The organism is Phenylobacterium sp. (genome assembly GCF_025934275.1).
Taxonomy (GTDB): domain Bacteria; phylum Pseudomonadota; class Alphaproteobacteria; order Caulobacterales; family Caulobacteraceae; genus Phenylobacterium.
In genome coordinates this window covers 1-16,668 of sequence record NZ_JAICYI010000001.1, presented here as the reverse complement: position 1 = coordinate 16,668, position 16,668 = coordinate 1, and the positions used below count along the sequence as shown (strand labels likewise).

Annotated in this window: 19 protein-coding genes; 10 read left to right on the top strand and 9 right to left on the bottom strand. The window is 71.7% G+C overall.

Annotation, left to right across the window (positions count from 1 at the left end):
* The first annotated feature begins 62 nt into the window (after positions 1-62).
* The 7 genes from Q0W60_RS00095 (at position 63) to Q0W60_RS00065 (ending at position 6,394) form a co-directional block, all read left to right on the top strand.
* Complete coding sequence (locus tag Q0W60_RS00095) at positions 63-302, top strand: DUF6489 family protein (protein ID WP_297691291.1); 240 nt, start codon at positions 63-65, stop codon at positions 300-302.
* Complete coding sequence (gene mnmE / locus Q0W60_RS00090; protein WP_297691289.1) at positions 299-1,636, top strand: tRNA uridine-5-carboxymethylaminomethyl(34) synthesis GTPase MnmE; 1,338 nt, start codon at positions 299-301, stop codon at positions 1,634-1,636. Before Q0W60_RS00095 ends, mnmE begins: the two co-directional genes overlap by 4 nt.
* A gap of 97 nt (positions 1,637-1,733) precedes the next feature.
* Positions 1,734-3,584 carry a tRNA uridine-5-carboxymethylaminomethyl(34) synthesis enzyme MnmG gene (gene mnmG, locus Q0W60_RS00085; protein WP_297691287.1) on the top strand — a complete coding sequence of 617 codons (1,851 nt, stop codon included), beginning with the start codon at positions 1,734-1,736 and terminating at the stop codon, positions 3,582-3,584.
* Positions 3,562-4,218 (top strand): 16S rRNA (guanine(527)-N(7))-methyltransferase RsmG, encoded by a 657-nt coding sequence (rsmG, locus tag Q0W60_RS00080; RefSeq protein ID WP_297691285.1) that lies wholly within the window; start codon positions 3,562-3,564, stop codon positions 4,216-4,218. Before mnmG ends, rsmG begins: the two co-directional genes overlap by 23 nt.
* Positions 4,202-5,011, top strand: coding sequence for an AAA family ATPase (locus tag Q0W60_RS00075; RefSeq protein WP_297691283.1), 810 nt, complete (start codon positions 4,202-4,204; stop codon positions 5,009-5,011). The genes rsmG and Q0W60_RS00075 overlap by 17 nt, the downstream gene beginning before the upstream one ends.
* A 10-nt stretch (positions 5,012-5,021) precedes the next feature.
* Positions 5,022-5,894: a ParB/RepB/Spo0J family partition protein gene (locus tag Q0W60_RS00070; protein ID WP_297691282.1), complete on the top strand. Its 873-nt coding sequence runs from the start codon at positions 5,022-5,024 to the stop codon at positions 5,892-5,894.
* Positions 5,891-6,394, top strand: coding sequence for a GNAT family N-acetyltransferase (locus tag Q0W60_RS00065; RefSeq protein WP_297691280.1), 504 nt, complete (start codon positions 5,891-5,893; stop codon positions 6,392-6,394). The genes Q0W60_RS00070 and Q0W60_RS00065 overlap by 4 nt, the downstream gene beginning before the upstream one ends.
* Positions 6,395-6,416: 22 nt before the next feature.
* Here the strand turns inward: Q0W60_RS00065 and holA are convergent, their stop codons facing one another.
* The 4 genes from holA to Q0W60_RS00045 form a co-directional block, all read right to left on the bottom strand.
* Positions 6,417-7,469 (bottom strand): DNA polymerase III subunit delta, encoded by a 1,053-nt coding sequence (holA, locus tag Q0W60_RS00060; protein ID WP_297691278.1) that lies wholly within the window; start codon positions 7,467-7,469, stop codon positions 6,417-6,419.
* A complete protein-coding gene (lptE, locus tag Q0W60_RS00055; protein ID WP_297691276.1) occupies positions 7,466-7,948 on the bottom strand; it encodes an LPS assembly lipoprotein LptE in 483 nt (160 codons plus the stop codon). Before lptE ends, holA begins: the two co-directional genes overlap by 4 nt.
* Positions 7,949-8,027: 79 nt before the next feature.
* Positions 8,028-10,610: a leucine--tRNA ligase gene (gene leuS / locus Q0W60_RS00050; RefSeq protein ID WP_297691275.1), complete on the bottom strand. Its 2,583-nt coding sequence runs from the start codon at positions 10,608-10,610 to the stop codon at positions 8,028-8,030.
* A gap of 164 nt (positions 10,611-10,774) precedes the next feature.
* On the bottom strand, positions 10,775-11,236 hold the full coding sequence (locus Q0W60_RS00045) for a DUF3576 domain-containing protein (protein ID WP_297691582.1): 462 nt from the start codon (positions 11,234-11,236) through the stop codon (positions 10,775-10,777).
* A gap of 280 nt (positions 11,237-11,516) precedes the next feature.
* Here Q0W60_RS00045 and Q0W60_RS00040 point away from each other — a divergent pair, with 280 nt between their 5' ends.
* Positions 11,517-11,906: an NtrZ family periplasmic regulatory protein gene (locus tag Q0W60_RS00040; protein WP_297691273.1), complete on the top strand. Its 390-nt coding sequence runs from the start codon at positions 11,517-11,519 to the stop codon at positions 11,904-11,906.
* Here the strand turns inward: Q0W60_RS00040 and Q0W60_RS00035 are convergent.
* Positions 11,896-12,504: a thiamine phosphate synthase gene (locus tag Q0W60_RS00035; RefSeq protein ID WP_297691271.1), complete on the bottom strand. Its 609-nt coding sequence runs from the start codon at positions 12,502-12,504 to the stop codon at positions 11,896-11,898. The two genes, Q0W60_RS00040 and Q0W60_RS00035, sit on opposite strands and share 11 nt — an antisense overlap.
* A gap of 4 nt (positions 12,505-12,508) precedes the next feature.
* On the opposite strand from Q0W60_RS00035, the gene Q0W60_RS00030 reads away from it, so the two are divergent.
* Entirely contained in the window at positions 12,509-13,180 is a 672-nt protein-coding gene (locus tag Q0W60_RS00030) for a YggS family pyridoxal phosphate-dependent enzyme (protein WP_297691269.1), read from the top strand.
* Here Q0W60_RS00030 and Q0W60_RS00025 read toward each other — a convergent pair.
* Complete coding sequence (locus Q0W60_RS00025) at positions 13,177-13,689, bottom strand: L,D-transpeptidase family protein (protein ID WP_297691267.1); 513 nt, start codon at positions 13,687-13,689, stop codon at positions 13,177-13,179. The genes Q0W60_RS00030 and Q0W60_RS00025 overlap by 4 nt on opposite strands.
* Positions 13,690-13,744: 55 nt before the next feature.
* Here Q0W60_RS00025 and Q0W60_RS00020 point away from each other — a divergent pair, with 55 nt between their 5' ends.
* Positions 13,745-14,428 (top strand): response regulator transcription factor, encoded by a 684-nt coding sequence (locus Q0W60_RS00020; RefSeq protein ID WP_297691265.1) that lies wholly within the window; start codon positions 13,745-13,747, stop codon positions 14,426-14,428.
* 26 nt (positions 14,429-14,454) lie between these two features.
* On the opposite strand, the gene xth is transcribed toward Q0W60_RS00020, so the two are convergent.
* The 3 genes from xth to Q0W60_RS00005 form a co-directional block, all read right to left on the bottom strand.
* Positions 14,455-15,261: an exodeoxyribonuclease III gene (gene xth, locus Q0W60_RS00015; RefSeq protein ID WP_297691264.1), complete on the bottom strand. Its 807-nt coding sequence runs from the start codon at positions 15,259-15,261 to the stop codon at positions 14,455-14,457.
* A 236-nt stretch (positions 15,262-15,497) separates the two neighbouring features.
* Positions 15,498-16,127: an outer-membrane lipoprotein carrier protein LolA gene (locus tag Q0W60_RS00010; protein WP_297691262.1), complete on the bottom strand. Its 630-nt coding sequence runs from the start codon at positions 16,125-16,127 to the stop codon at positions 15,498-15,500.
* Positions 16,128-16,179: 52 nt separating this feature from the next.
* A partial coding sequence (locus tag Q0W60_RS00005; RefSeq protein WP_297691260.1) for a DNA translocase FtsK occupies positions 16,180-16,668 on the bottom strand: 489 nt, incomplete at its 5' end.

Below are 16,668 nucleotides of genomic sequence, written 5' to 3'. Positions count from 1 at the left end.
GCCATGCGGCTACTAGCGCGACAAGCCGCCGCACGGCCATATGGAATCATGGAGACCTGCCCATGAAGATGACCCTCGAGGTGGATTGCACGCCGGAGGAGGCCCGCCGTTTCCTGGGCCTTCCGGACGTGAGCGCGCTCAACGAGCAGCTGGCCAAGGAGATGCAGGCGCGGATGAGCGCCAACCTCCCGGCGCTGGCGACGGACGAGCTGATGAAAAGCTGGATGGCGTTCGGCGCCGGCGCCCAGGAGCAGTTTCGCAAGCTGATGGAGGCCGGGCTCTCCGCCTCCGCCAAGGGATGAGCGACACCATCTTCGCGCCGGCCACGGCCGCAGGCCGCGCCGCGGTGGCGGTGGTGCGCCTCTCCGGGCCGCGGGCGGCGATGGCTTTGGGCGCGCTGGCGGGCGACGTCCCCGAGGCGAGGCGCGCGTCGCTGCGGCGGGTCTTCGATGCCGCCGGCCGCGAGATCGACCAGGCGCTGGTGCTATGGTTCCCCGCGCCCGCCAGCTACACCGGCGAGGACTGCGGCGAGTTTCACCTGCACGGCGGCCCGGCGGTGGTGGGGGCCCTGCTCGAGGCGCTCACGGGTCTGGGCCTGAGGCTCGCCGAGCCCGGCGAGTTCACCCGCCGCGCCTTCGAGAACGGCAAGCTGGACCTCGCCCAGGCGGAGGGGATCGCCGATCTGATCGAGGCGGAGACGGACCAGCAGCGCCGGCAGGCGCTGGCGCAGGTCGGCGGCCGCCTCTCGCAGGCGCAGGCGCGCTGGACCGAGGCGCTGACCGAGGCGCTGGCGCTGTTCGAGGCCGCCGTCGACTTCCCCGACGAGGAGCTGCCCGCCGACGTCTCCGCCCGCGCGAGGCCGGTGCTCGAGGCGCTGGCCGGCGAGATCGAGGCCGCCGCCGAGGACGTGACCCGCGGCGAGCGCGTGCGCGAGGGCTATCGCATCGCCCTGCTGGGCGCGCCGAACGCCGGCAAGAGCACGCTGCTCAATGCGCTGGCCGGCCGCGACGCCGCGATCGTCACCGCCACGCCCGGGACGACCCGGGACGTCATTGAGGCCCCGATCGTGCTGGCCGGCTACAAGCTGCTGCTTGCCGACACGGCCGGGCTGCGGGAGGCCGAGAACGAGATCGAGGCGGAGGGCGTGCGCCGCGCCCGCGCCTGGGCGGACTCTGCGGATTTGCGGCTGTGGCTGGTGGATGCCGCCGCCGATGCGCCGCCCGAGCCGCCGCGCGAGCTGCAGCCGAACGACCTCTTGATCCTCACCAAGCGCGACCTGCCCGAGGGCGAGGCCGGCTGGACAGCCGCCGAGGACGCGCGGCGGCGTGGGATTGCGACGGCGAGCGTCACCGCCCGCAGCCCGAACGACATCGCCTGGCTGAAGTCCCTGCTCGCCGAGCGCGTGGTCGAGGCGCTGGCCGGCGCCGAGCCGGCCGCGGCCACCCGCCTGCGGCATCGCGAGCTGCTGCAGGAGGCCGCTGCGCGGCTGCGCCAGGCGCTGGCCGAGGCTGACCGGCTCGAGCTCGCCGCCGAGGACGTCCGCCTCGCGGCCCGGGCGCTCGACCGCATCACCGGCCGGATCGACCCGGAGGCCGTGCTCGGCCGCATCTTTGCGACCTTCTGCATCGGCAAGTGACCCGCGACGCGGAGTCATCCCCGTGAAAAGGAGGATCCAGAGGGCGCCTTGTTTCACGTGAAACACCGCTGCCGATCCTCTATATGAGCGCGCTCACATGACGACCTTCGACGTGATCATCATCGGCGGCGGGCACGCCGGCTGCGAGGCCGCCGCGGCGGCGGCTCGGTTGGGCGCGCGCACGCTGCTGCTCACCCACAAGCTCGAGACGATCGGCGAGATGAGCTGCAACCCGGCGATCGGCGGACTGGGCAAGGGCCACCTGGTGCGTGAGATCGACGCGCTGGACGGGGTGATGGGCCGGCTCGCGGACCGGGCGGGCATCCAGTTCCGGCTGCTCAACCGCTCGAAAGGCGCCGCCGTGCGCGGCCCGCGCAGCCAGATCGACCGCCGGATCTATCGCGCGGCCATGCAGGCCGAGATGGGCGCGACGCCGAATCTCACCGTCAGGGCCGAAGCCGTCGAGGACCTGATCGTCGAGGCCGGACGGGCGGTGGGGGTCGTGGGCGCCTCGGGCGAAGAGCACCGCGCGGCCTGCGTGGTGCTCACCACCGGCACCTTCCTGAAGGGCGTCATCCACCGCGGCGACGAGCGGATTCCCGCCGGCCGCGTCGGCGACGCCCCGGCCGTCGGCCTCTCCGACCGGCTCTACGGGTTGGACTTCCGGATGGGGCGGCTGAAGACCGGCACCCCCGCCCGGCTGGACGGGCGGACGATCGCCTGGGACCGCGTGGAACGGCAGGACGCTGATGCGGAACCCTATCCCTTCTCGTTCCTGACGGCGGCGATCTGCAACCCCCAGATCGCCTGCGGGGTCACCCACACGACCGCGGAAACGCACCGGATCATCGTCGAAAAGCTCGCCGAATCAGCGGTTTATGGCGGGCGCGTGACGAGTCGCGGACCGCGCTACTGTCCCTCGATCGAGGACAAGGTGGTTCGCTTCAAGGACAAGGCGAGCCACCAGATCTTCCTCGAGCCGGAGGGGCTCGACGACGACACCGTCTATCCGAACGGGATCTCCACCTCGGTCTCGGCCGAGACCCAGGACGCCTTCCTGCGCACCATTCCGGGCCTCGAGCAGGCCGAGGTGCGCCGCTACGGCTACGCCATCGAGTACGACTACGTCGATCCGCGCGAGCTCTACCCGACGCTGGAGGCCAAGCGGCTGCCGGGCCTCTACCTGGCCGGCCAGATCAACGGCACCACCGGCTACGAGGAGGCGGCCGCCCAGGGGCTGGTCGCCGGCCTCAACGCCGCGCGCGCGGCCTCCGGCGCGGAGCCGGCGGTGTTCGCCCGCGACGAGGGCTATGTCGGCGTGCTGATCGACGACCTCGTCACCCGCGGCGTCACCGAGCCCTATCGCATGTTCACCTCGCGCGCGGAATTCCGCCTCAGCCTGCGCGCGGACAACGCCGACCAGCGGCTGACGCCGCGGGGGCTCGCGCTGGGCCTGGTCGGCGCGGAGCGCGCGCGGGTCTTTGCGCTCAAGGCGGACGCGCTGGCGGCGGCGCGCGAGCGGGCGCGGGCGCTCTCCCTGACGCCCGCCGAGGCGGCCCGGGCCGGCCTGCCGGTGAACGCCGACGGCCAGCGACGCGACCTGACGCAGCTCCTCGCCTACCCATCGATCGGCTTCGATGACCTCTCCCGCCTCTGGCCGGAGCTTTCCGCCTGGACGCCGGAGGTGCGCGAGCAGGTCGAGATCGACGCGGCCTACGCCGGCTATCTCGACCGGCAGGCGGCGGACGCCGCGGCCTTCCGGCGCGACGAGGATCTTCGCCTGCCGCCCGCGCTCGACTACGCCAAGGTCGGCGGCCTGTCCCACGAGGTGCGGGAAAAACTGAGTGAGATCAAGCCATTGACGCTCGGCCAGGCGGCCAGAATCGAGGGTGTCACCCCCGGCGCGCTCACCGCCCTGCTGGCCCATGTCCGTCGCCGCGCAGCGTGAGGTGACGCCGGTCGTCGACGCCGGGAGCTTCGCCGCGGTCAGCGGCGCGACCGCGGCGCAGGTCGGCGAGCTCGAGCGCTACCGACAGCTCCTCGCTGAGTGGAACGCGCGGATGAACCTGGTCGGGCCGGCCACGCTGCCCGACTTCTGGAACCGCCACGCCTGGGATTCCGCGCAGCTTCTGCGGCTGGCGCCCGAGGCGCTGACCTGGGCCGATCTGGGCGCGGGCGCCGGTCTGCCCGGCGTCGTCCTGGCCGTGCTCGGCAAGGGCCGCGCGGGCTTCCACGTCCATCTCGTGGAGAGCAGGGCCAAGCGCAGCCGCTTCCTGGCGGAGGCCGTGCGCGAACTCGGACTCCCCGCCACCGTGCATCATGCGCGGGCCGAGGCCCTCGACCTCAAGGTGGACAGCGTCACTGCGCGCGCTTGCGCCCCGCTTGCGCGCCTGCTCGGCTACGCCCGGCCGTATCTCCAGCAGGGCGCGATCGGTCTGTTCCTCAAAGGGCAAGATGTTGCGTCCGAGCTGGAAGAGGCTACAAGATATTGGGAATTCGAGGCGGAGGTCGTGCCGTCGTTGAGCGACGAGCGCGGCCGGATCGTGAAGCTGAGGAGGTTGCGCCGTGCCCGCCGAGCCTGACCGGGGCCTCCGCGTCCTGGTCGTCGCCAACCAGAAGGGCGGCGTCGGAAAGACGACGACGGCGATCAACCTCGGCACGGCGCTGGCCGCGGTCGGCGAGCGCGTGCTGCTGATCGATTCCGACCCCCAGGGCAACGCTTCGACCGGCCTGGGGATCGGCCGCGCGCAGCGCACCACCACCCTCTATGACGTGCTGATGGGCGAGCGGCGGCTCAGCGAGGCCGTGGTCCGCACCGCCGTGCCGGGGCTCGACCTGACGCCGTCGGATCCGGACCTCTCCGGCATCGAGCTGGAGCTCGGCCACGCCCCGCGGCGATCCTACAAGCTGCGCGACGCCCTCTCCGCGATCCGCGAGCCGGGCGAGTACACCTATGTGCTGATCGACTGCCCCCCCTCGCTCAACCTCCTGACGGTCAACGCCATGGCGGCGGCCGACGCGGTGCTGGTGCCGCTGCAGTGCGAGTTCTTCGCGCTGGAGGGGCTGAGCCAGCTGCTGCGCACCATCGACCTGGTCAAGGGGAGCCTCAATCCGCGGCTGGAGATCCAGGGCGTGGTGCTGACCATGTACGACCGCCGCAATTCGCTCTCCGCTCAGGTGGCGAACGACGTGCGCGCGCACTTCGGCGAGACGGTCTACCAGACGGTGATCCCTCGCAACGTCCGGGTCTCCGAGGCGCCCTCGTTCGGCAAGCCCGCCCTGGTCTATGATCTGAAGTGCGCAGGCAGCCAGGCCTACCTAAAGCTCGCGCGCGAGGTGGTGCTGCGCGAGCGCGAGCGGCGCGCGGCGGCCTGAGGGAGGCGAGATGGCGGAGAACCGCAGAGGCTTGGGACGCGGCCTTTCGGCCCTGCTGGGCGAGGCCGAGGCGGGCGCGCCCGGCGCGGCGTCGTCCGGCGAGGGCGCCCGCGAGATCCCGATCGAGCTGATCCACCGCAACCCCGAGCAGCCCCGCACCCTGTTCCGGGAAGCCGAGCTCGCGGAGCTGGCGGACTCGATCCGAGAGAAGGGCGTGCTGCAGCCGATCCTGGTGCGCCCCTCGCGCCTGCAGCCCGGCGAATACCAGATCGTCGCCGGCGAGCGGCGCTGGCGCGCGGCGCAGACGGCCGGCCTCGGCTCGGTCCCCGCGCTGATCCGCGAGATGGGTGACAACCAGGCCTTCGAGATCGCCATCGTCGAGAACGTCCAGCGCGCCGACCTGAACCCGCTGGAGGAGGCCAAGGCCTACGGCGCCCTGATGGGGCGCATGCAGTACACGCAGGACGAGACCGCCAAGGTGGTGGGCAAGAGCCGCAGCCACGTGGCCAACACCCTGCGCCTGGCGACCCTGCCGCCGAGCATCCAGGAGCACCTGATGGCGGGGCGGCTCACCGCCGGTCACGCCCGCGCCATCGCCACCGCCGAGAATCCCGAAGCGCTCGCCGACGTCGTCGTGGCGAAAGGGCTTTCGGTGCGCGAGGCGGAGGCGCTGGCGAAGACCAAGGCCGAGCGGCCGAAGAAGGCGTCCGGGCCGCGCCGCGCCAAGGACGCCGACACCCAGGCGCTGGAGGCCGACCTGGAGGAGGTGCTGGGCATGGGGGTGGAGATCAACGACCGCGGCGGCGCCGGCGAGATCAAGGTGCGCTACGCCACCCTGGAGCAGCTCGACGACCTCTGCCGTCGCCTGACTCGCGCGCCGTGACCCTGATCGAGGGCGACCGGGTGCGCCTGCGCCGCATCGAGCGGGGCGACCTGGAGGGCGCGGCAGGCTTCCAGCACACGCTCTCGATCCTGGAGCCGCTGACCCAGATCGCCCGACTGACCGACGTCTTCGACCAGACCGGGTTCTGGACCGAGGACGCCGGCGCGGTGGTCGTCGAGGCCGAGGGCCGGATGGTCGGGACCATGCAGTTGTACCGCTCCGGCGCCTGCATCCACGGCTACGAGATCGGCTACATCCTGCATTCCGAAGCCGACCGCGGCAAAGGCTACGCCTCGGAGGGGCTGCGCCTGCTCGGCGACTACCTGTTCGCCGAGCGGCCCGGCTGCCATCGGCTGCAGCTGATCATCGAGACCTGGAACGAAGCCTCCGCGCGCCTGGCCGAGGCCTGCGGCTACGCGCGCGAGGGAATCCTGCGCAAGGGCGGCTACTCCGACGTCGCCGACCCGCCCGACGTCTGGGTCTATTCGCGGGTGCGGTAACCCCCTCCCTCTCGGGACGGGGTCATAGCCCCAGCCGCCGCGCCCGGCCGGCGATGGTCAGCGCCAGGCGCTGGGCGATGAGCTGATCCGGGGCGCCGGTGGTCTTGCAGGCGATGTCGGCGGCGAGGATCTCCGGCTGCAGGCGCTCGATCTCGTCCAGCGACCAGGCGCGCGCCTGGCGGAGGAACTCCCGCTCCTGCTTCCAGAAGACACCGGAGGCCTTGGCCGCCTCCTGCAGGCCGGCGCCGGCCTTCGCGAGCGTCAGCGTCCGACGCAGGCGCCCGAGGTGGAGGCCCAGCGCCCGCACGGCCGCCGGACCGCCCTCCCCTTCCTGCCCGGCGCGGCGCAGGCCCGCCTGCGCTTCGGCCAGCCGACCGCCGAAGGCGTCCGCCGCCGCGTCGGCCAGCGACGCTTCCGGCTCGACGCCGAAGAACGCCTCGAGGTCGGCGGGCGAGCCGATCGCGCCGCTGCCGGGGCCGAGGAACAACGCCAGCCGCTCGATCTCCTGGCGGGCGACGCCGCGCTCGCGGGGCAGCCGCGCGACCAGCAGGGTCAGAGCCTCGCTCGAGAGGCTGACATTGTCCCGGGCCAGGCTGTCGCGGACCAGGCGGGCGACGTCGCCGGGCTCGTCCTCGTAGCAGGGGATGGCGACCGCGCCCTCGGCCTTCTCCGCCGAGCGCCGGAGCGCCGAATCGCGGCCGAGGGCACCGGCCTCGACGAGCAGGAAGGCGTCGGGGTTGAGCTCGCCCGCAGCATGCCGGGCGAGGGATTCGGCCGCGGCCTTGTCCGGCCCCGCCTTGTCGGCGCCGAGGCGCAGGCGCACCAGCCGCCGACCGCCCATCAGCGACTGCGCGGCGAGCTCGCTCTCCAGCCGCGCAGGGTCGGCCTCCAGGTCGCCGTCGGTGAGCTGCGCGACGTCGAACGGATCGTCCGGGTCCTTGGCGATCCGCTGGGCGAGCTCGTGGGCGCGCTCGCGCACCACGCCCAGGTCGCGGCCGTAGATCAACGCCGCGCGGACGCCCGCTTGCGGCGCCTTCAGGAAGCGCTCGATCTCCTGGCGACGGCCGAGGATCATGCCCCGCCGGGCTTCGCCCCGTTGGCGAGCCAGGCCGCAAGCTCGAGCTGGATGCGGCGGGCGGCCTCTTCCGCGGCGCGGTCCTGGGCGTCCTGCTGGGCGGTGACCGAGGCGTAGGGCTGGTCGGCGGAATTGTAGGTCAGCTCGACCCGCACCCGGCCGTTCTTGGCCGGCGCGCCGGAGGCGATCGAGGTCAGGGTGTAGTCGGCGGTCAGCACGTATTCGAATCGCGTGGCGACGTTGTCGACCCGGATGCCGCGCGGATAGCGCGTCTCATAGAGCTGCAGGTGCATGCGGTAGGCCGCCGGCGCCGCGCGGTTCTTGGCGAACGCGTCGTCCAGGTGCTCGCGGATCAGGAACCCGGTGCGGCCCTCCGGGGCCTCGACGTCGATGGCGGCCAGGTTACCGACCACGCCCGGCTGGGCGTAGAGCGGCGCGAACCCGCAGCCCGCCAGCGCCGCGCAGGCGGCGAGCGTCAATAGGGAACCCCGGATTCCACGGACCAGCGGCGGTGATCCATCCGTGCGATCCGTGGTTTCAATCTGCGCGGCGCGCATGTCAGGCGGCCACGATGTTCACGATGCGGTCCTTCACGACAATCACCTTGCGAACGGTCAGGCCTTCAAGGCGCCGTGCGATGTCGGGATCGTCAAGCACGATCTTTTCGATCTCGTGGGCTTCGGCCCCGGCGGGCGCGGTGATCTCGCCGCGCCGCTTGCCGTTGACCTGCACGGGCAGCACCTTCAGCGCGTCCTCGGTGAGCGCCGGATCGAACTCCGGCCAGGACGCCTCGACCACCATGCCCGCGCCACCGATCCGCGCCCAGCACTCCTCGGCCAGGTGCGGCGTGAAGGGGCCGATCAGCCGCGCGAACGCCGATAGCGCTTCCTGCCGCGCGGCCTGCACTCCGGGACTCGCGCCGGCGGCCGGATGGGCCCTCAGCAGGTTCAGGAACTCGTAGAACCGCGCGATGCCGGAGTTGAAGTGGAAGGTCTCGATCGCCTCCGTCACCGCCTTGATCAGTTTGTGGGTGGCGATGCGCAGGCGCTCGGCGGCCTCGTCGCCGGCGGCCGATCCGGAAGCGTCCTGGGGCTGGCTGTCGAACTCCTCCCAGACGCGATTGACGAACCGCCAGGCGCCCTGGACGCCGCCGGTCGTCCATTGGGCGTCGCGCTCCGGCGGCGAGTCGGAGAGCACGAACAGCCGCGCGGCGTCGACGCCGTAGTCGTCGAAGATCTCCTCCGGGGCGACGGTGTTGCGCTTGGACTTCGACATCTTCTCGATGTCGCCGATCACCACCGGCTCGCCGGACGCGATCAGCCGGGCGCGCCGCGTCCCGCCCTCCACGATCACCTCGATCTCCGAGGGCTCCAGCCACTCCCCCGACTGCCGGCGATAGGTCTCGTGGGTGACCATGCCCTGGGTGAACAGGCCCACGAACGGCTCGCGGATCGACAGCCGCCCTTCGTCGGCCAGCGCCTTGGCCATGAAGCGGGCGTAGAGCAGGTGCAGCACGGCGTGTTCGATGCCGCCGATGTACTGATCGACCGGCATCCAGTAGTCGGCGGCCTGCTTGTCGATCGGTTCGGCCGCGTGCGGGTCGGTGAAGCGGGCGAAGTACCAGGACGAGTCGACGAAGGTGTCGAGCGTGTCGGTCTCGCGCTCCGCCGGGCCGCCGCAGCCCGGGCAGGTCGTCTGCTTCCAGCTCGGATGGCGCGCCAGCGCATTGCCCGGCCGGCCGAAATCCAGGTCCCGGGGCAGCTCGATGGGCAGCGCGCTGGTCGGCAGCGGGACGACGCCGCACCGGGCGCAATGCACCACCGGGATCGGGCAGCCCCAGCCGCGCTGACGCGCCACGCCCCAGTCGCGCAGCCGGTAGACCGTCGCGCCTTCGCCCTGCCCCTGCGCTTCCACCCGAGCGACCGCGGCGGCCTTGGCGGCCTCCACGTCCAGGCCGTCCAGGAAGCCGGAGTTGTAGATAGTGCCTGGGCCCACATAGGCCTCATCGGCCACCTCGAAAGTCGCGGGATCGGCTCCGGGGGGCAGGACGACCGGCTTCACGGGCAGCCCGTATTTCCGCGAGAAGTCCAGGTCGCGCTGATCGTGCGCCGGGCAGGCGAAGATCGCCCCCGTCCCGTAGTCCATCAGGATGAAGTTCGCGATCCAGACCTCCAGCTTCCAGTCGGGATCGAACGGATGGGCCACGAAGAGGCCGGTGGCGTAGCCTTCCTTCTCCTGGGTCTCGATGTCGGCTTCCGACACCGCGCCGCGGCGGCATTTCTCGATGAAGGCGGCCGCCTTCGGATCCGAGCGCGCCGCCAGCTCGGCCAGCGGATGGTCGGGCGCGACGCCCACGAACGAGGCGCCGAACAGGGTGTCGGGCCGGGTGGTGTAGACCTCCAGGCCGCGCTCGAACCCCTCCGGCGGCGCGCCCGCGAACCGGAAGGCGAGCCGCAGGCCCTTGGACCGGCCGATCCAATTCTCCTGCATGACCCTGACCTTCTCGGGCCAGCGGTCGAGCGCCTCGAGATCGTCGACCAGCTGGTCGGCGTAGTCGGTGATCCGGAAGAACCACTGGTTCAGCTTGCGCTTCTCAACCACCGCGCCGGAGCGCCAGCCCAGGCCGTCGACGACCTGCTCGTTGGCCAGCACCGTCTGGTCGACCGGATCCCAGTTCACCAGCGCCTCGCGGCGGTAGACCAGGCCGCGCTTGTAGAGCTCCAGGAACAGCGCCTGCTGCTGGCCGTAATACTCGACGTCGCAGGTCGCGAATTCCCGTGACCAGTCGATCGCCAGGCCCAGCTGTTTCAGCTCGCCGCGCATGCGATCGATGTTCTCGTAGGTCCAGGCGCGCGGGTCGACGCCGCGCTCCATGGCGGCGTTCTCGGCCGGCAGGCCGAAGGCGTCCCAGCCCATCGGGTGCAGCACAGAGAAGCCGCGGGCGCGCTTGAAGCGGGCGATCACGTCGCCCAGGGAATAGTTGCGCACGTGGCCCATGTGCAGCCGCCCGGACGGATAGGGGAACATCTCCAGCACGTAGTACTTGGGCTGGCCGGCCCGCGGCTCGGCGCGGAACGCCTGCGCAGCCTCCCAGCGCTGGCGCCACTTGGGCTCGGTTTCCTTGGGATCGTAGCGGGCCATGTCAGGCGGCCTTTGGACTTGAGTTGGGAGCCCGGTCAACCGTTCCTCCCCCTGAGGGGCAGGCGGTCCGACGGACCGGAGGGGGTTTCATCCGCGGCGACTGAGCGGAGACCCTCTCACCGCCTTCGGCGGAGCTCCCCCCCTTTGGGGGAGCAGTCGGGGCCTCAGCCCTTGATGTTCGAAAGTCGAAGCTGCCGCGCGCGGGTCAGGATGGCGTTCTCCAGGTCGATCTCGGTCTGGCTGGCCGTGGGGGAATCGACCCAGTTGCCGGAGGCGTCCTTCGTCTGCTTGAACACCGAGACGTTCAGCCCGTCGGCGCGCAGCCGCGAATCCAGGATGTAGACGGTGCACTTGAAGCGCTCGTCCGGCTTCTCCGGATTGATGTACCAGTCGGTGATGATCGTCCCGCCGTACGGATCGGCCGACGCCAGCGGCATGAAGGAAAGCGTGTCGAGGCTGGCGCGCCACAGGTAACCGTTCACCGCCACGGTCGCCGCGCTCGCCGGACCCGGCGGGGCGCCGCGCCCCAGCAGGCGGGGGGCCGAGCAGGCGCTCAGGCCCGCCGCGGCCACGAGACCCGCACCGGCCGCCACGCGCCGCATCCAGACTCCGCGCACAAACGGCATATCCATCCGTCTCCAACAGATCTCTTCCGCGGCCGCCGGCTTCCGGCAGGAACCGCCACGGCGCCCCCCGCGCCGCGCCCTCTATAACAATGCGGTTGGCGAGGCCAAACAGGAATCACGTGGCCCAATCGCCACAGCCGGGAACCTTATGCTCACGCTGGCCGCCCGCAGCGCCAGTTGCGGTTGACCCGGACGGGAGCAGGATTTTAATCGACCTCCGGCCTGTGCGGAGCCTTTGTCTTCAGCCGCCATTAGGGCCACGAGGGACAAGGTAGTGGGCATGTACAGCCGCCAGATCGCGATCCTGATCGGCGCTGCTGCGATTTCGGCGGCGGCCGGCGCCGCGCAGGCTGCCGACGCCCCGGCCAAGCCGGTCGACTTCACCGTTCGCCCCGACCCCGCCGCGGCCGTCGCGCCGGTGGGCCCCAAGGCCCTGAGGCTGGACGCCCGCCGCGGCCGCTGGGGGGTGACGCTCAACCTGCAGCAGCCGGACACCCGGGAATCCAACTGGAACGACGTCGAAGCCGGCGCCTACTACCACATCACGCCCTCGCTGCGGGTCGGCGGGGCGGTGGCGCTGGGCGACCAGCAGCTGCAGACCGGACCGAAGAAGATGACGCCAGACGAGGGTCAGCCGCGCGTCCGGCTGGAGACCCAGTTCAAGTTCTGAACCCGTCAACCGCCGCCAGACCGACCAGGCCCGCGTCCCGCAGACGGCGGGCCGTTTTGTTGTCGATCCCGCCCAGTCCGTAGACCGGCAGGCCGGCCTGGCGGACCAGCCGCGCGAGTCGCACCGGCCCGATCGGCGCGCCCCCCGAGGGGCTGCGGCTCGCAAACACCGTCGAGAACACGGCCGCATGAGCCCCAGAGGCCTTGGCCGCCCGGGCGGCGCGAAGGGAGTGCGCCGCGGCGGTCACGATCCAGTCCGGGCGCGCCCGGCGCAGCGGGCCGGCCCGATGGCCCAGCCGCTCCGGCAGGTGGACGCCGTGGGCGCCGATCGCCGCCGCCAGCCGCGGATCGGCGCCGGCCAGCAGCTCGAGCCCGCGACGGCGGGCGATGGCGGCGAGCCGCAGGCCCTGGGCCGCGGCGTCGGGCGCGCCGAACGCCCGAAAGACGATCGCCGCGCCGCGCGGGAGGCGCTCCGCCAGCGCCTCCGCGTCCGGCGTGCGGACCGGATCGGTGAAGAACAGCAGCGAGGGAAGCCCCTTTCGCGCGCGGGCGTCGCGATTTATCACCGCCGCGGTCCGCTCGAGGGTCCAGAAGCTCATCGGAATGGCCGAGCCTTCCCACACCGCCCAGGGCTATCGCGACGTCGCAGCACGGATCGCCCGCGCGGCGCAAGCCTGCGGCCGCGAGCCGTCGTCCGTGACCCTGGTCGCGGTCTCCAAGCTGCAGCCGCGGGCGGCGATCGAACCGGTGTTGGCGGCCGGCCAGCGCGTGTTCGGCGAGAACCGCGTGCAGGAGGCGATAGCCCGCTGGTCGGGCAAGACCGAGGAGCTGGAGCTGCATCTCATCGGGCCCCTGCAGACCAACAAGGCGAAGGAAGCCGTCGACTTCTTCGACGTGATCGAGACGCTGGACCGCGAGAAGCTCGCCCGGGTGCTCGCCGAGGAGATGGCCAGGCAGGGCAAGCGGCCCAGGCTCTACGTCCAGGTGAACACCGGCGAGGAGCCGCAGAAGGCGGGGATCGCCCCGGCCGAAGCCGACGCCTTCATCGCGGCCTGCCGCGGGGTCTACGGCCTCGAGCCCGAGGGGCTGATGTGCATCCCGCCCGTGGCCGAGCCGCCCGGCCCGCATTTCGCGCTGCTGGCCAGGATCGCTGCGCGCAACGGCCTCTCGGGGCTCTCGATGGGGATGAGCGACGACTTCGAGACCGCCATACGGTTCGGGGCCACCAGCGTGCGCGTCGGCTCGGCGATCTTCGGCGCGCGCCCGGCCATCTAGCTGCGCGCGGCGGCGATCTCGACGGTGTCGCCGGGCTTGGCGGCGTCCAGAAAGGCCTGCAGGTCGTCCCAGCCGAGCGCCACGCAGCCAAGGGTCGGCTCGTAGCCGGGCCGCGCCCGGTGCAGGAAGATGCACGAGCCCATGCCCGCCACTGGCGGGTCGTCGTTGTGCCCCAGGACCACGACCACGTCGTAGAGGTCGTCGTCGCGCCAGAGCTTCTCGAACGAGCCGCGGTACGGGAGCTTGGCCGGGCGGTTGTAGCGGGCCGGGTCGGTCGGGTCGTCGCACCAGATCTCGTCGCGCGCGATGGGCTCGGCGGGGAGCGCCGTCGCCGGCGGCCCCTTGTCGGGACGATAGAGCACCTTGCGGATCGGCCACACGCCAGCCGGCGAGGCGCCGTCGCCTTCGCGCTTGAGCGCAGCGGGCGTCACCCCGGCGCGGCCCAGGGCGCAGCGCACCCGCCGGCCGGCCAGCTCGAAGGTCCCGTCAGCGGCGGCGACGAAGTTCACTTCCCGCCTCAAATCCTTTTGCCCGCGCCCCGTCATACGGTGCATGTTCTTGCCGATGGCTCAACGCAAGACGCTCCTCATCGTCGACGATGACGCGGACCTTCGCGGAGCGGTCGCCGAACAGCTGCAGGCCGAAGACTTCGCGACGCTCGAGGCCGGGACCGGCCGCGCCGGCGTCGAGGCGGCCCGCGACCGCAAGCCCGACCTGGTCCTGCTCGACGTCGACCTGCCGGATCTCGACGGCCGCGAGGCCTGCCGACAGATGCGCGCCGCCGGCGTCGCCGCGCCGATCATCATGCTGACCGCCGCCACCGCCGACGAGGACACCGTCCAGGGGCTCGAGGCCGGCGCCAACGACTACGTGACCAAGCCCTACAAGTTCGCGGTGCTCCTGGCCCGCATCCGCGCGCAGCTGCGCAGCCACGAGCATTCGGAGGGCGCGGTCTTCCGGCTGGGGACCTACGAGTTCCGCCCCGCCGCCAAGCTGCTGATCGACCAGAACCAGAAGAAGGTCCGCCTGACCGAGAAGGAGACCAACATCCTCAAGTACCTTTACCGGGCGGGCGAGAAGCCGGTGAGCCGCGAGGAGCTCCTGGCCGAGGTCTGGGGCTACAACGCCGGCGTCACCACCCACACGCTGGAGACCCACGTCTATCGCCTGCGCCAGAAGATCGAGACCGACCCCGCCAACGCCAAGCTGCTGCTGACCGAGGCCGGCGGCTACAAGCTGGCGCCGTAGCGACCCGCTCCCTCGCAGGAGAGGGGTTACAGCACCAGGTCGGCGGTCACCGGGGCGTGGTCGGAGGGACGTTCCCAGGCGCGCACGTCGTCGTGCACGCGCGCGGCTGCGCAGCCCAGTCGGAAGGCGGCTTCCTTCAGGCCCGGCGTCACCAGGATATGGTCGAGCCTTAGCCCGCGGTTGGAGGCGCGGAAATCGAGCGCGCGGTAGCTCCACCAGGAGAACATCTTCTCCGGCTCCGGCCGGCTCTCCCGCGGCAGGTCGATGAAGCCGAGCGAGGCCTTCAGCGCAGCGAAGGCCGCCACCTCCGCCGGCGTATGGCTCACCACCTTCGACATGAACTTGTGGTTCCAGACGTCGTGCTCGCCGGGCGCGACGTTGAGGTCGCCCATGACCGCCAGCGGCGCCGCCGGGTCGCGGGCGGACAGCTCGGCGGTGAGCTTCTCGTAGAAGTCGAGCTTGTGGTCGAACTTGGGGTTCGCCGCCCGATCCGGCAGGTCGCCGCCGGCCGGCACATAGAAGTTGTGGATCTCGATGCCGGCGACCTTGCCGCTGACGCAGCGCGCGTGGCCTTCGCGGCAGACGTCCAGCCTGGGCGCGTCCTCGATCGGCAGGCGCGAGGCGATGGCCACGCCGTGCCAGCCCTTCTGGCCCGCGATCCGCAGGTGCGGCAGCCCCATCTCGACGAAGGCCTCGGCCGGAAACTCGCCCTCCCGGCACTTGATCTCCTGCAGGCAGAGCACGTCCGGCGCCTGCTCGGCGACGAACTTCGCCGCCTGCGCCGCCCGCAGGCGGATCGAGTTGACGTTCCACGTGCAGAGACGAAGGCGCATGGCGTTCCAATAGCGGCCGCAGCGCCTCGCTGGAACGCGGCAAAAGAAGCCCGGGCGGTTGGCCGCCCGGGCGTCAGTCGTCTCTCATGCCGCCGCCGGGAGGGGATGTTCCGGCACGGGGACGTCCGCGCGGAGTCCGCACAGACGACGTAGTGGCATTATCGTCACGCGGGCGCGCAGGAGTCAAAGACTTCCGTTATGCGGCTTGCCTGTTGCTATATTATCACAATCGAGTCTCACAGCGGCCGCTCGGTCGGGGTCGGTTTCTTCGGCAGGAACAGCGCCGCATCCAGGCCGGAGACTCGCGCCAGCCCCTCGAGGCGGACGCGGGTCGTGCGGCCCTGCGCATCGATCACCGTCCAGCCGGTCAGCCGCAGCGGCGACTCGGCGAAGTCGAGCGCGAGCCGCCCCGCCGTCTTGCCGCGGCCGTCGCGCGCCACGATGGTGAACCCGTCGGCGGTGTGGTCGACCGCGGTGATCGCCACGCCCCGGTCAAGCCGGATGGTGCGCGCCAGGAACAGCGACAGCGGCGTGGCCCCGAGCGGATAGCGCGTGAAGGAGCGCAGCCTGAAGTCGGCCACCGTCACCGCCGCGCCGTCCGAGATCACGACCAGCTCGGACGGCGGATCGTACTGGAATCGCGCCTTGCCGGGCCGCTTCAGCCAGACGGTCCCCCGGGTGACGTGGCCCGCCGAGTCGGTCTGGGTGAACCGCGCCTTGGCCTCGTCGAGGCCCTGAAGGTAGGCCGTCGCCTGGTCGACCAGGGCCTGGTCGGCGGGCGGGAGCTGGGCGGGCGCGGCGAGGGCGCCGGAGCCCAGGACGGCGGCGGCCAGGCTGAGTGAGATCGTGCGGCGGGTGAGGCTCATGCGGGCGTTCTTGCAGGCTCAGGCGGCGGCAATAGGGCTGAATCCGCGCAGGTCAAGGGGCGGCGGAGACCAGGATCTCGCGCTTGCCGGCGTGGTTGGCGGGGCCGACGACGCCTTCCTGCTCCATCCGCTCGATCAGCGAGGCGGCGCGGTTGTAGCCGATCTGCAGCCGGCGCTGGATGTAGCTGGTGGAGGCCTTGCCGTCGCGGGTGACAACGGCGACCGCGCGGTCGTAGAGGTCGTTGCCCTCGGCGTCGCCGCCGAAGGCGAAGTCGCCCGTCTCGGCGTCTTCCTCGCCCCCGGCCGTGACCTCGTCGAGGTAGGACGGCTGGCCTTGCTCGCGCAGGAACTTCGCCACCGCCTCGACCTCGCCGTCGGAGACGAACGGGCCGTGCAGGCGGGTGATGCGGCCGCCGCCGGCCATGTAGAGCATGTCGCCCTGGCCCAGCAGCTGCTCGGCGCCCTGCTCGCCCAGGATGGTGCGGGAATCGATCTTGGAGGTGACCTGGAAGGAGATCCGGGTCGGGAAGTTCGCCTTGAT

Coding starts and splice junctions, on each gene's coding strand:
- Q0W60_RS00010 (WP_297691262.1), bottom strand. CDS start 16,127: ATGAGCCTCACCCGCCGCACGATCTCACTCAGCCTGGCCGCCGCCGTC.
- mnmE (WP_297691289.1), top strand. CDS start 299: ATGAGCGACACCATCTTCGCGCCGGCCACGGCCGCAGGCCGCGCCGCG.
- xth (WP_297691264.1), bottom strand. CDS start 15,261: ATGCGCCTTCGTCTCTGCACGTGGAACGTCAACTCGATCCGCCTGCGG.
- Q0W60_RS00045 (WP_297691582.1), bottom strand. CDS start 11,236: ATGCCGTTTGTGCGCGGAGTCTGGATGCGGCGCGTGGCGGCCGGTGCG.
- mnmG (WP_297691287.1), top strand. CDS start 1,734: ATGACGACCTTCGACGTGATCATCATCGGCGGCGGGCACGCCGGCTGC.
- Q0W60_RS00030 (WP_297691269.1), top strand. CDS start 12,509: ATGGCCGAGCCTTCCCACACCGCCCAGGGCTATCGCGACGTCGCAGCA.
- Q0W60_RS00035 (WP_297691271.1), bottom strand. CDS start 12,504: ATGAGCTTCTGGACCCTCGAGCGGACCGCGGCGGTGATAAATCGCGAC.
- Q0W60_RS00040 (WP_297691273.1), top strand. CDS start 11,517: ATGTACAGCCGCCAGATCGCGATCCTGATCGGCGCTGCTGCGATTTCG.
- holA (WP_297691278.1), bottom strand. CDS start 7,469: ATGATCCTCGGCCGTCGCCAGGAGATCGAGCGCTTCCTGAAGGCGCCG.
- rsmG (WP_297691285.1), top strand. CDS start 3,562: ATGTCCGTCGCCGCGCAGCGTGAGGTGACGCCGGTCGTCGACGCCGGG.
- leuS (WP_297691275.1), bottom strand. CDS start 10,610: ATGGCCCGCTACGATCCCAAGGAAACCGAGCCCAAGTGGCGCCAGCGC.
- Q0W60_RS00020 (WP_297691265.1), top strand. CDS start 13,745: ATGGCTCAACGCAAGACGCTCCTCATCGTCGACGATGACGCGGACCTT.
- Q0W60_RS00095 (WP_297691291.1), top strand. CDS start 63: ATGAAGATGACCCTCGAGGTGGATTGCACGCCGGAGGAGGCCCGCCGT.
- Q0W60_RS00070 (WP_297691282.1), top strand. CDS start 5,022: ATGGCGGAGAACCGCAGAGGCTTGGGACGCGGCCTTTCGGCCCTGCTG.